This window comes from Marinobacter nauticus, from assembly GCF_003634635.1.
Classification (GTDB): domain Bacteria; phylum Pseudomonadota; class Gammaproteobacteria; order Pseudomonadales; family Oleiphilaceae; genus Marinobacter; species Marinobacter nauticus.
Map to the genome: position 1 here is coordinate 696,094 of NZ_RBJB01000003.1, position 12,319 is coordinate 708,412.

Genomic DNA, 12,319 nt, shown 5'->3' on the forward strand with positions numbered 1-12,319 from the left:
GACATGCTAGAAGTACAGAATCTGTCCATGCGCTTCGGCGGCCTGCTGGCAGTCGACCAGGTAAGCCTGGACGTGCAGGAACACGAAATAGTCTCCATCATCGGCCCCAACGGGGCCGGCAAAACCACGGTCTTCAACTGCATCAGTGGTTTTTACAAGCCCACGGGCGGGAAAATCCTGTTTGAGGGAAATGAAGTCCAGGGTAAACCGGACTACAAGATTTCCCGACTGGGCATGGTGCGCACCTTCCAGCACGTGCGCCTGTTCGGCCAGATGACCGTGGTGGAAAACCTGCTGGTGGCCCAGCATCGTCACCTGAACACCAACCTGATATCCGGCCTGATCAAGACACCCGACTACCGGGAGCGGGAACGCAAGTCCCTTGACCGGGCTGCCTACTGGCTGGATCGGGTTGGCCTGCTGGAACTGGCCAACCGGGAGGCCGGCAACCTGGCCTATGGCCAGCAGCGCCGGCTGGAAATTGCACGCTGCATGGTGACCGAACCGAAACTGCTGATGCTGGACGAACCAGCCGCAGGCCTGAACCCGGCGGAAACCAAAGACCTCAACCAGCTGATTGTCAGCCTGAAAGAGGACTACAACGTTTCCGTATTGCTGATTGAGCACGATATGAGCCTGGTTATGGACATCTCAGACCGGATTACTGTCATCAACCAGGGACGCCCCCTGGCTGCCGGCACACCGGACGAAGTTCGTCAGAACGACGATGTGATCAAAGCCTATCTGGGCGAGGCCTGAGGAGACACCATGCTGGTACTGGAAGACGTACATACCCACTATGGCAAAATCGAGGCCCTGCACGGCGTGTCCGTGGAAGTGAAGAAGGGCGAGATTGTGTCACTGATCGGTGCCAACGGCGCCGGCAAAACCACGCTGCTGATGACCGTCTGCGGCAGCCCGCAGGCCAGCTCAGGGCGGGTGATTCTGGAAGGCCGCGACATTACCAATGAAGCCACCTCCAACATCATGCGCTCCGGCATTGCCATTGTGCCCGAAGGCCGCCGGGTGTTTCCCGGGCTGACGGTAGAAGAGAACCTGCACATGGGCGGTTTCTTCAACACCAAATCGGAAATCCGCAAAAGCCAGGATCACGTTTATGAGCTGTTCCCGAGGCTGAAAGAGCGTGAACATCAGCGGGCCGGCACCATGTCCGGCGGTGAACAGCAAATGCTGGCCATCGGCCGGGCGCTGATGAGCAAACCCAGAATGATCATTCTGGACGAACCGTCACTGGGGCTGGCGCCGATCATCATTCAGCAGATCTTCGAGATTATCGGCCAGTTGAGAGAGGAAGGGATTACGGTGTTCCTGGTGGAGCAGAACGCTCACCAGGCCCTGAGCCTGGCAGACCGGGGCTATGTGCTGGAAACCGGTCGTATCCGCCTGCACGACACCGGCAAGAACCTGCTGGCCAACCCGGAAGTGAGGGATGCCTACCTGGGTGGTTAAACCATCCAGAAACCAAAAAAGCCGGAGGCCATCAGCGCTCCGGCTTTTTTTTGGGACTCACAAAAGCAGCTTACTTGATGCTCTTGATGGTGCCCTTGTAGCCTTCAACGGTTACGTTGATGGTACCGAAAACAACGAAGTCTTCAGTTTCAACGGTGTAACGCGGAGCTACGATGATGTCTGCGCCAGAAGACTCAATGGCCTTGTAAGCTGCTGCAGACTTGGCCTTGGCAACCGGATCGCCGAAGGGCAGGCCACCGCCGGTGGATCCACCGTAGGAAACGCCGTCAGAGAACTGCTTGTCGCTACCGATAGTGAAGAACAGAACCTTGGTAACGGAAGCCTTGCCAGAAATCTTCTCGCCTACTTCAACGTCTGCTTTCACGTCTGTCTGCAGAGGAGCAGTAACAGGCATGGAGCTGGAACTTACGTTGAGGGAGGAACAACCGGACATAGCGCCGGCCAGAACGAGTGTTGATGCAATAAGCGCTTTTTTCAAAACAAACTCTCCATAGGTTGTTACGTGGCCTTCATGGCCGCGCGCACTATACTGAAATGCGCCATATATAACAATAGCGGCTAAAAACTGATCTATTGTTCCATTTGGAAATATGAACACGTGTTCGCTTTGATTGGCGTCAACAGGCAACAAACCATAACAATGACGTCACTTGCGCTTTCCTGTTTTGATCTATACTCAGACTGACGGTCTCTAACCCTAACCAGATACTGGCCGTTGTCTTGCAGCCAGGGAATCAGACCGCTGCAGGGTATGCGACAAAGCAAAACCACAGAAAGGAGTGGATAATGAAAAAACTGATCGCAGGTGCAATTCTTCTTGGTGCTTCCTCCATGGCTTTCGCCCAGCCCGGCTGTGGCGTGGGAGCCATGATCTGGAAGGGGCAGTCCGGCATTGCGCCACATGTACTGGCCGCGACCACCAATGGAACCTTCGGTAACCAGACCTTTGGTATGACCACCGGCACTCTGGGCTGTCAGACCAACCAGTCTGTTCAATCCATGGCCATGTACATGGACAGCAACATCGACAAGGTTGCCCGCGACATGTCCCGCGGTTCCGGTGAAAACCTGGACACTCTGGCAGTCCTGCTGGGTGTAGAAGAAACTGACCGTGATACCTTCCGCAAAGTACTGCAAGACAACTTTGCTTCCATTTTCCCCAACGCTGATACCACCTCAGGTGAAGCCGTAGACGCCATCGTGGCCCTGCTGGAGCAGAACGACGCTCTGAGCAAATACGTAGCCGCCTGATTACTGGCGACAATGGAACAGAATGGCGCCATGGACGGCGCACAAACCCCAGAGCCACTAATCCGGAAACACCAACTCCATGGGCTTTACCCTCCGTATCGGGCAGGCCGTTTTATGGCTTGCATGCAGTACTGCCTGGGCGCAGGCAGAATCCGTTAAACTGCCGGACAACCTTCATCACAATCCAACCTGGCTGACCCTCGGCCATTATCATCAGGACAGGTTCGGTTCCGATTACACCAGCCAGGCCGATGACCCGGCGTTCTTTCTGAGTGACAACGGTAAGACATCGCCCAGAGCCGAGCTGGAAGCCACCCTGGAGGCCATACAACAACCCGGAGGTGGTGATAGCCACGCCCGCTGTCGATTCCCGGCCCGGGATGCCTGGCTGAGAGAGCAACTGGATTTGCCGGACACACCAGTAAACTGCCCCGCTTTCGAGGAATGGGCAGGCACACTGAATACCGAGAAAGTCACCCTGGTATTTGCTGCGTCCTATCTGAACAGTCCCTCATCCATGTTCGGACACACCTTCTTGCGGCTCGATCCCCCCCAGGATGACGAAGAAACCGATCTGCTGCTGGCAAATACTGTTTCTTACGCAGCCGATGCCGCTGAACATGACAGCGAGTTGTTGTTTGCCTATCGGGGTATTTTCGGGGGCTATCCAGGCATTACCTCCATCAAGCCCTATTACGAAATGATCCGGCTGTACAACGACATCGAACACCGGGATCTCTGGGAGTACACCCTGAATCTCGACCAACAGGAGGTTGACACCCTGCTGGCCCATACCTGGGAAATTCAGGACAAGAACTTTGATTACTATTTCTTCGATGAGAACTGCGCCTACCGCCTGTTAGCCCTGATCGACGCCGCCCGCCCGGGAACAGACCTGCTCGACGAAGTAAGCACTCACGCTATCCCGTCTGACACCGTGCGCTGGGTGAGAGATGCCGGCCTGCTTGAAAGCATCCATTACCGCCCCTCTGCCGCCACCTCGGTAGCCCATAGCCTGGACAGCCTGCCCACAGACCACCAGACCATCGCCGCAGCCTTGGCCAATGGCTATGTGACAGTGAACGACCCGGAAGTGCGTAAGCTTGGTAAAGACGACCGCGCCCAACTCCTTGATGCCACGTATGATTACGTACGCTACCAGAGCGAAGCCGAAGGCTGGCCCCGGGAACACGCGGCGCCGCTGTCTCATCAACTACTGGTCGCCCGCAGCCAGATTGAGGATGCGGCAGAACTTCCAGACGTGCCCGAACCGGAGATCCGCGACGATCAGGGGCATGACACCTTTCGCCTGAGCCTCGGTTCCGGCCAGCTCGCCCACAGCGAGTTCACCCAGTTGACCATCCGGCCGGCCTACCACGACGTACTGGATCCGCCCGCCGGTTACCGTACCGGTGCACAACTTCAGTTCCTGCGCCTGGACGCCAGGCTCTACCACAAAAACGACGAACTTCAGGTGGAACAGATCACCGGCGTGGAAATACGCTCCCTGAGCCCCCGGAACCAGTTCTTTGCACCGATCTCCTGGCAAGTTGGTTTTGGCGGCCGCCGCACGGACACCGGCGATGACCGCGTTCTGGCGCCCTATCTCGAAGGCGGAGCCGGCGGCAGCTGGAGCCTCGCCCAGAACACACAGGCCTTCGCCATTGCCACGGCCGATGTAGAAATCGACGATGACATCAAACGTGGCTACGACTTCGCCCCGGGAGCAGACCTCGGCCTGCTGCACCAGAACAACCGCTTCAGCCTGCTGACCGGCGTAAAAACCAAAGCCTGGATCGTCAGCAGCCAACACCGGCAAGACCAGTTGTACGCCGAAGCCAACTGGCACATTGGCCGGGAATTCAGCCTATTCGCCAAATTCACCCGGGAAGACCACTACGACAGGTACCAAAGCACATGGCAAGCCGGCCTACACGCCTACTTCTGAGCGCCAGAACAACCCTCGTCACACTGCTGGCCATCGCAGCGTTGCTGCAAACAGGCTGCAGCAGCGTATTCTTCTATCCGGACAACGCCACCTACATTACACCCGACCGGCTTAACCTGGATTTTGAGGACGTCTACCTCGACACCGCCGACGGCGAAAACCTCCACGGCTGGTGGCTCCCTGCCCTCACCGACGAACCAGCCAAGGGCACCATATACTACCTGCACGGCAACGCCCAGAACGTCAGCGCCCACATCCTCAACGTTGCCTGGCTGCCGGAACAGGGCTACAACGTGTTCACCATCGATTATCGGGGTTACGGCCAGTCTACCGGCGCCCCGGACATCGAAGGCGCCCTGCATGACGTAGAAACCGGCCTGCGCTGGCTGACCCATCAGGAACACACCGAAGACCGTCCGCTGTACCTGCTCGGCCAGAGCCTCGGTGGAGCTCTGGGCATCGCGCTCGCCAGCGAATGGACCCAGCGCAACGAACAACCCGCCCTGGACGGCATCATCCTCGACGGCACCTTCTCCGGCTTCCGCTACATCGCCCGGGAGAAACTTGACCAGTTCTGGCTCACCTGGCCATTCCAGTACCCCCTGAGCTGGACCATCCCGGATGACTACGAAGGTACAGACCGCATCGCTGACCTCTCACCGGTGCCGGTGATGGTTATCCACAGCGTTCGGGATGGCATCATTCCGTTTGAACACGGTGTGCGGCTGTATGAAGCGGCGGAGCAGCCCAAGGAGTTCTTGCAGACCGATACGCCCCATGCAGCGACGTTTGTGATTCCCGCATACAGGGAGGCAGTACTGGAATTCATGGAAAAAGGCCTTTAGAGGCCACGAGGTCCATAAACGAAAAAACCCGCCAGGCTTCAGGCCGGGCGGGTTTTTCTAACCAAGAATGATCTTAGTCAGCGAAGTCAGTCGGCTGCTCGCCTTCTTTGACTTCCTTCATGGACAGCTTGACGCGACCACGGTTGTCCACATCCAGTACCTTGACCAGAACTTCCTGACCTTCGCTCAGCTCGTCAGTGACGTTCTCGATACGGCGCTCGGAGATCTGGGAAATGTGCACCAGACCATCCTTGCCGGGCAGGATGTTAACAAAGGCACCGAAGTCCACAATCCGCTCAACGCGGCCCTTGTAGATAGCACCCACTTCGATCTCGGCAGTGATTTCTTTCACGCGATTCACGGCAGCCTGTGCGGCCGCAGCGTTGTCGGCGTAGATCTTCACGTTGCCGTCGTCGTCCAGGTCGATGGAAGCGCCGGTCTCGTCGCAAATACCACGGATGGTTGCGCCACCCTTACCGATTACATCACGGATCTTGTCCGGATGAATCTTGATGGTGGTGATGCTCGGAGCGCGATCAGACAGCTCGGCGCGGGGCTCGGCGATCACTTTGTTCATCTCGTCCAGGATGTGCAGACGCGCAGCGTTGGCCTGCTCCAGGGCGATTTCCATGATTTCGTCGGTAATACCCTGAATTTTGATGTCCATCTGCAGGGCCGTGACGCCCTCTTTGGTACCGGCAACCTTGAAATCCATGTCACCCAGGTGATCTTCGTCACCCAGGATATCAGTCAGGACCGCGAACTTGTCGCCTTCCTTGACCAGACCCATGGCGATACCGGCCACCGGCGCCTTCAGCGGCACACCAGCATCCATCAGCGCCAGGGAAGAGCCACACACGGAAGCCATGGAACTGGAACCGTTGGATTCAGTGATCTCGGAAACCGCACGAATGGCATACGGGAACTCTTCGATGGTCGGCATAACCGCGGCTACACCACGCTTGGCCAGACGACCGTGACCAATTTCACGACGGCCCGGGCTGCCCATGCGGCCAGCTTCACCTACGGAGTACGGAGGGAAGTTGTAGTGGAACAGGAACGGGTCCTTGCGCTCACCTTCCAGGGCATCGATGATCTGCACGTCACGGGTGGTACCCAGCGTAGCGGTAACGATAGCCTGGGTCTCACCACGGGTGAACAGGGCGGAACCGTGAACGGACGGCAGTACGCCAACTTCCACCTTGATCGGGCGAACGGTCTTGTTGTCACGGCCATCGATACGCGGCTTGCCTTCGATAACCTGCAGACGAACGACAGACTTCTCGACCTTACCGAAGTACTTCTTCACTTCCTCTTCGGAAGGCTGGCCTTCTTCTTCACCGGCCAGTTTTTCAACGGCAGCAGATTTGATCTCACCCAGACGCTCGTAACGGGCCATCTTGTCACGGATAGCGTAGGCTTCTTCGATGGCACCACCGAACTCGGCCTTGATGGCGTTCAGCAGCTCCGTGTTTTCCGCCTCGGGCTGCCATTCCCAGCGCGGCTTGCCGTTCTCGGCAGCAAATTCCTTGATGGCAGTGATCGCAGTCTGCATTTCCTGGTGGCCGAACAGTACGGCGCCCAGCATCTGGTCCTCTGTCAGGCCTTTGGCCTCGGACTCAACCATCAGCACCGCTTCGTCGGTACCGGCCACAACCATGTCCAGCAGGGAAGTGCTGAGCTCTTCGAAGGTCGGGTTCAGGAAGTAGCCTTTCTCGTTGGTGTAACCCACACGGGCAGCACCAATCGGGCCGTCGAACGGGATACCGGAGATGGCCAGGGCTGCAGATGCAGCAATCATGGCAGCGATATCCGGATCGTGGTTCTTGCTGGCAGACATAACCGTCAGCACAACCTGAACTTCGTTCATGTAGCCGTTCGGGAACAGCGGGCGAATCGGACGGTCGATCAGGCGGGAGGTCAGGGTCTCTTTCTCGGACGGACGACCTTCACGCTTGAAGAAGCCACCCGGGATTTTACCGGCGGCGTAGGTTTTTTCCTGGTAGTTCACAGTCAGGGGGAAGAAGCCCTGGCCCGGCTTGGGCTCTTTGGCGCCAACAACGGTGCCCAGAACGGCAGTGTCGCCGGTGCTTACCAGTACCGCGCCGGTTGCCTGACGGGCAATACGACCGGTTTCCAGGGTGAAGGTTTCCCCACCCATTTCAAATGTCTTGATACGTGGTTGCAGTTCCACAATAAACTCCTGCATTTTCAGCGGTTTTGATTCTGGCCAATGACCCATTCATTCGCCATTTTCCAACAACTGCAGCAGTCTGATCAGTGAACCGAAAGGCAACCCGTCTGAAAGCTAACAGGCTGTTGCAAAACCCCGGCCAGAGTTCCCGGGCTTTTCAACAACCTGCTATCAATAGCGGCTTTCCATTGTGACAGGGAAAATCCTTCGGTTTCACAGACAAATCAACTGCAGCAAAAAACGCTTCCTGCTTGTTCGGAATGAGCAAGGCAGGGAGCGGGAGAGAAGCACGGCTGAACCCGGGAACCCCCGGGCCAGCCATCAGGTCGCTAAACCGGATTAGCGACGCAGACCCAGACGCTGGATCAGTTCCAGGTAACGGTCAGCGTTCTTGCGCTTGAGGTAGTCCAGCAGCTTACGACGCTGGTTTACCATCCGGATCAGGCCGCGGCGGGAATGGTGATCCTGCTTGTTGGCCTTGAAGTGATCCTGCAGCTTGTTGATGTTGGCGCTCAGCAGAGCTACCTGAACCTCAGGGGAACCGGTATCGCCATCACCTTGCTGAAAATCTTTAACGATCTGAGCTTTCTCACTGGCAGACAGTGCCATATTTCACCTCATTGGTTGCGATGCATAAGTATTCAGCCGAACCGCGCATCTCTACAGCCCGGCTAATCAGCAAAAGGCGTTTACCGTTTGCTGTTCTTGACCAGACGGCGCGGCACCAGTTGAGTGCCATCGCCTTCTGGCAATGCTTCTGCCAGCCCCACGAAAGAATGCTCGCCATACAGGCGGACGAAACCTTCAAAGGGCTGACCCGGTATTCTAACCGGTTGTCCGTTCAAGATCGATACCAGCGGCACGCCGGACAATCGGTACTCGGGAAACATGGTGAGGGCGGTTTCCGGCGGCAACAGCAGGCCATCCAGGCTTTCCCCGCGCTCGCGCATGGCTTCCAGGTCTTTGACATCGTGGGCATTTGCCAGGGTGTAGCCGGAGGCCAGGGTGCGACGCAGAGCACTGACATGAGCTCCACAGCCCAGAACCTCACCAATATCCTCAACCAGTGAGCGGATATACGTACCCTTGGTACAGGTAACCGCAAGATCCAGCTCCTGTTCCCGAACCGCCAACAATTTGAGCTCGTAAATGGTCACCGGCCTGGCCGGGCGCTCAATTTCGATACCCTCGCGGGCGTATTCGTACAGTGGTTTGCCCTGATGCTTCAGAGCCGAGTACATGGAGGGCACTTGCTGAATGTCGCCACGGAACCGGGCCAGTACGGCCTCCACTTCTTCCTCACTGAAGTGGGGAACCGGCTTTTCCTCCACCACAGCCCCTTCGCTGTCTCCGGTTTCTGTCCGGATGCCCAGGCGTGCGGTGGTGATATACGCCTTGTCACTGTCCAGCATGGTCTGGGAGAACTTGGTGGCCTCACCAAAACACAGGGGCAGCACGCCAGTGGCGAGCGGATCAAGCGCACCGGTATGGCCGGCCTTCGCCGCACCATACAGGCGCTTGACCTGCTGCAGAATCCCGTTGGAGGTAACGCCCTGGGGCTTGTCGATTACCAGGATGCCGTTTACGTCACGGCCTTTGCGTCTTCGGCTCAAGCGTCACGCTCCGGGTTATCGGAAACCGGGTCATCATTATCGTCCCGGGGCACGGCAGGCTTGTCGCCAACCGCTTCGCGGATCAGGCGATCCATCTTGCGGCTCTGCCCCAACAGCTTGTCGAAGTGAAACCGCAGATGGGGCACCACACGCAATTTCATGGCGCGACCAACCTGCCCGCGCAGAAACCCGGAGGCCTTGTTCAACACCGTCAGGGAGTCCTGCACTTCGGGTGAATCTTCGGTGAGCTCCTCGGTGGACAGCAACGAAATATAGATATCGGCATAGCCTAGGTCACGGCTGACTTTCACATCATTAACCGTGACCATACCAACGCGAGGATCCTTCACCTCGCGCTGGATCAGCTGCGCCAGCTCTCGCTGCATCTGATCGCCGATGCGATCTACGCGACTGTATTCCCGTGCCATCAGGCCCCCGTGGACTCAAGCTGACGTTCAACACGGACGCGATCGAATACTTCGATCTGGTCGCCCACTTTCACGTCGTAGCCTTTAACACCGATACCACATTCCATACCGTTGCGAACTTCCGCCACATCGTCCTTGAAGCGACGCAGGGATTCCAGCTCGCCTTCAAAGATCACCACGTTGTCACGCAGTACGCGGATCGGCTTATTACGGTATACGGTGCCCTCAGTCACCATACAGCCAGCCACCTGACCGAATTTCGGCGAACGGAATACGTCACGCACATCGGCAATGCCCACGATATCTTCGCGGAATTCCGGCTTGAGCATGCCTGTCAAAGCCGCTTTCACATCATCAATCAGGTTATAGATGATGCTGTAATAGCGCAGATCCAGACCTTCCTGCTCAACCAGACGCTTGGATGCGGTATCCGCACGCACGTTGAAGCCGAAAATAACGGCGTTGGTGGCCATGGCCAGGCTGACGTCGGTCTCGGCGATACCGCCAACACCAGACGAAACAATTTTCACCTGAACCTCGTCGTTGCCCAGGTCCTGCAGAGCCTTGGTAATGGCTTCCAGAGAACCACGCACGTCGGTCTTGAGCACAACGTTGAGGGTCTTGACCTCGTCCTTGCCCATATTCTCGAACATGTTCTCGAGCTTGGCAGCTTGCTGGCGCTGGAGACGTTGCTCACGCTCACGGGTCTGACGGAATTCAGCCAGCTCTTTGGCTTTTTTCTCGTCAGCCACAGCGAAGAATTCGTCACCGGCGTCTGGCGTGCCGTTCAGGCCCAGAATCTCGACCGGAATCGACGGACCAGCTTCTTTCACCTGGCGCCCGGCTTCGTCGGTCATGGCGCGCACCTTACCGAAGAAGGAACCGGCCACCACCATGTCGCCCTGGCGAAGCGTACCGTTCTGAACCAGCACGGTAGCAACAGAACCACGGCCGCGTTCCAGGCTGGATTCAACCACAACACCTTTCGCCGCTGCATCCGGGGACGCTTCCAGCTCAAGGATTTCAGCCTGCAGCAAGACGGCTTCCAAGAGGTCATCGATGCCCATACCGGTGTGTGCAGAAACAGGCACGAACTGAACGTCGCCGCCCCAGTCTTCGGGAATGACTTCCAGAGCTGAAAGCTCGTTCTTGATGCGGTCCGGATCGGCTTCTTCTTTGTCCATTTTGTTGATGGCAACCACGATCGGTACGCCGGCAGAACGGGCGTGCTCAACGGCTTCCTTGGTTTGAGGCATAACACCGTCGTCGGCTGCCACCACCAGGATAACGATGTCGGTACACTGGGCACCACGAGCACGCATGGCGGTAAACGCGGCGTGGCCCGGGGTATCCAGGAAGGACACCATGCCGTGTTCAGTTTCTACATGGTAAGCACCAATGTGCTGGGTAATACCACCGGATTCACCGGCAGCAACCTTGGCGCGGCGGATATGGTCCAGCAGTGAGGTCTTACCATGGTCAACGTGACCCATGACACTGACAACCGGCGCGCGCTTGATCTTCTCTTTGCCTTCGTCCGGGCCGGTGATTTCGCTCAGGACTTCCTCTTCGAAAGCATCCTCGCTCACCGCTTTGGGCTTGTGGCCCAGCTCTTCGGTAACCAGGATCGCCGTTTCCTGATCCAGCGCCTGATTGATGGTTGCCATCACCCCCATACCCATCAGGGTCTTGATAACATCAGCGGACTTGACGGCCATGCGCTGGGCGAGATCACCAACGGTGATGGTTTCCGGAATCTGTACTTCTCTGACCATGGGCTTTGTGGGCCTCTCGAAAGCATGACGCTTTTCTTTCGGTTTCTTTTTGGCCCGCAGCGGCTTGCGAAGAGTGGTTTCCTCTTCGTCTTCGCTCAGTACTACCGGTTCTTCTACCGGACGGCTGCGAGGACCGCGATGGCCAGCCTGCTTCTTCTTCGGCTTGCCTTCTTCAATATCATCGCCGCGCTCACGCACCTTCTCTTTTTTCTTCTTCGGCTTGCGATCCCGACCTTCATCCTCAGGCGGAGGCATGGGAATATCCTCCGGCGCGATGGCAGGCTCTGCGGATTCTGCAGCAGGTTCCGGAGCAGCCTTGGCTTCGGTTTCCGCTGCGGCCGGAGCTTCCGTTTCAGGGGCTTCGGCAGGTGCAGCTTCCGCTGCGACCTTCGGCGTTTCTTCCACCGGTGCCTGCTCTTCGGCCGGTGCCTGTACCGGCTCTTCCGCTACCGGCGCCTCAGCTTCCGGTTCGGGTTGCAGCTCTGCACGCTTGATATAGGTGCGGCGCTTGCGCACTTCTACGTTGACAGTCTTGGCCTTGCCGGCCTTAAGCGTCGTCGTGGTCTTGCGCTTGAGTGTAATCTTCCGCGGTTCAGCTTCCGCCTCGCCATGGTTTTTTCTCAGATAGGCCAGCAACTGCTGCTTCTCATCGCTGGTGACAGCGTCGTTTTCGCTGCGGGCTTTCAGGCCCGCTTCCACGATCTGCTTCAGCAAACGATCCACGGGAGCGCCTACATCTGCGGCCAGTTGTTTTACCGTTACTTCAGCCATACT

At 57.5% G+C, this 12,319-nt stretch carries 11 protein-coding genes; 5 read left to right on the forward strand and 6 right to left on the reverse strand.

Translation table 11 applies throughout. The annotated features are described in order from the left end of the window. The first annotated feature begins 3 nt into the window (after positions 1 to 3). A complete protein-coding gene (gene livG / locus C7436_RS09185) occupies positions 4 to 759 on the forward strand; it encodes a high-affinity branched-chain amino acid ABC transporter ATP-binding protein LivG (protein ID WP_011786750.1) in 756 nt (251 codons plus the stop codon). 9 nt (positions 760 to 768) lie between these two features. Continuing rightward, entirely contained in the window at positions 769 to 1,470 is a 702-nt protein-coding gene (locus C7436_RS09190) for an ABC transporter ATP-binding protein (protein ID WP_011786751.1), read from the forward strand. A gap of 70 nt (positions 1,471 to 1,540) precedes the next feature. Here the strand turns inward: C7436_RS09190 and C7436_RS09195 are convergent, their stop codons facing one another. Continuing rightward, positions 1,541 to 1,969, reverse strand: coding sequence for a hypothetical protein (locus C7436_RS09195; protein ID WP_041655081.1), 429 nt, complete (start codon positions 1,967 to 1,969; stop codon positions 1,541 to 1,543). A gap of 308 nt (positions 1,970 to 2,277) precedes the next feature. On the opposite strand from C7436_RS09195, the gene C7436_RS09200 reads away from it, so the two are divergent. From C7436_RS09200 to C7436_RS09210, 3 genes are all read left to right on the forward strand, one after another. Further along, positions 2,278 to 2,742, forward strand: a complete 465-nt coding sequence (locus C7436_RS09200) for a DUF3015 domain-containing protein (RefSeq protein ID WP_011786753.1) — start codon at positions 2,278 to 2,280, stop codon at positions 2,740 to 2,742. 79 nt (positions 2,743 to 2,821) lie between these two features. After that, a complete protein-coding gene (locus C7436_RS09205) occupies positions 2,822 to 4,690 on the forward strand; it encodes an Lnb N-terminal periplasmic domain-containing protein (protein WP_121207594.1) in 1,869 nt (622 codons plus the stop codon). Then, entirely contained in the window at positions 4,660 to 5,535 is an 876-nt protein-coding gene (locus C7436_RS09210; protein WP_121207596.1) for an alpha/beta hydrolase, read from the forward strand. The genes C7436_RS09205 and C7436_RS09210 overlap by 31 nt, the downstream gene beginning before the upstream one ends. Positions 5,536 to 5,608: 73 nt before the next feature. Here C7436_RS09210 and pnp read toward each other — a convergent pair whose 3' ends face one another. From pnp to infB, 5 genes are all read right to left on the reverse strand, one after another. Next, positions 5,609 to 7,723: a polyribonucleotide nucleotidyltransferase gene (gene pnp / locus C7436_RS09215; protein WP_227501251.1), complete on the reverse strand. Its 2,115-nt coding sequence runs from the start codon at positions 7,721 to 7,723 to the stop codon at positions 5,609 to 5,611. A 345-nt stretch (positions 7,724 to 8,068) separates the two neighbouring features. Next, positions 8,069 to 8,338, reverse strand: coding sequence for a 30S ribosomal protein S15 (gene rpsO, locus C7436_RS09220; protein WP_011786757.1), 270 nt, complete (start codon positions 8,336 to 8,338; stop codon positions 8,069 to 8,071). An 80-nt stretch (positions 8,339 to 8,418) separates the two neighbouring features. Further along, positions 8,419 to 9,342: a tRNA pseudouridine(55) synthase TruB gene (gene truB, locus C7436_RS09225; RefSeq protein ID WP_014422592.1), complete on the reverse strand. Its 924-nt coding sequence runs from the start codon at positions 9,340 to 9,342 to the stop codon at positions 8,419 to 8,421. After that, complete coding sequence (gene rbfA / locus C7436_RS09230; protein WP_011786759.1) at positions 9,339 to 9,770, reverse strand: 30S ribosome-binding factor RbfA; 432 nt, start codon at positions 9,768 to 9,770, stop codon at positions 9,339 to 9,341. Before rbfA ends, truB begins: the two co-directional genes overlap by 4 nt. Next, on the reverse strand, positions 9,770 to 12,316 hold the full coding sequence (gene infB, locus C7436_RS09235; protein ID WP_014422593.1) for a translation initiation factor IF-2: 2,547 nt from the start codon (positions 12,314 to 12,316) through the stop codon (positions 9,770 to 9,772). The genes rbfA and infB overlap by 1 nt, the downstream gene beginning before the upstream one ends. Positions 12,317 to 12,319: the final 3 nt, after the last annotated feature.

Excerpts from the sequence above, each read along its gene's own strand:
- livG (WP_011786750.1), top strand. The coding sequence starts at position 4 with ATGCTAGAAGTACAGAATCTGTCCATGCGCTTCGGCGGCCTGCTGGCA.
- C7436_RS09190 (WP_011786751.1), top strand. The coding sequence starts at position 769 with ATGCTGGTACTGGAAGACGTACATACCCACTATGGCAAAATCGAGGCC.
- C7436_RS09200 (WP_011786753.1), top strand. The coding sequence starts at position 2,278 with ATGAAAAAACTGATCGCAGGTGCAATTCTTCTTGGTGCTTCCTCCATG.
- C7436_RS09205 (WP_121207594.1), top strand. The coding sequence starts at position 2,822 with ATGGGCTTTACCCTCCGTATCGGGCAGGCCGTTTTATGGCTTGCATGC.
- C7436_RS09210 (WP_121207596.1), top strand. The coding sequence starts at position 4,660 with ATGGCAAGCCGGCCTACACGCCTACTTCTGAGCGCCAGAACAACCCTC.
- rpsO (WP_011786757.1), bottom strand. The coding sequence starts at position 8,338 with ATGGCACTGTCTGCCAGTGAGAAAGCTCAGATCGTTAAAGATTTTCAG.
- rbfA (WP_011786759.1), bottom strand. The coding sequence starts at position 9,770 with ATGGCACGGGAATACAGTCGCGTAGATCGCATCGGCGATCAGATGCAG.
- infB (WP_014422593.1), bottom strand. The coding sequence starts at position 12,316 with ATGGCTGAAGTAACGGTAAAACAACTGGCCGCAGATGTAGGCGCTCCC.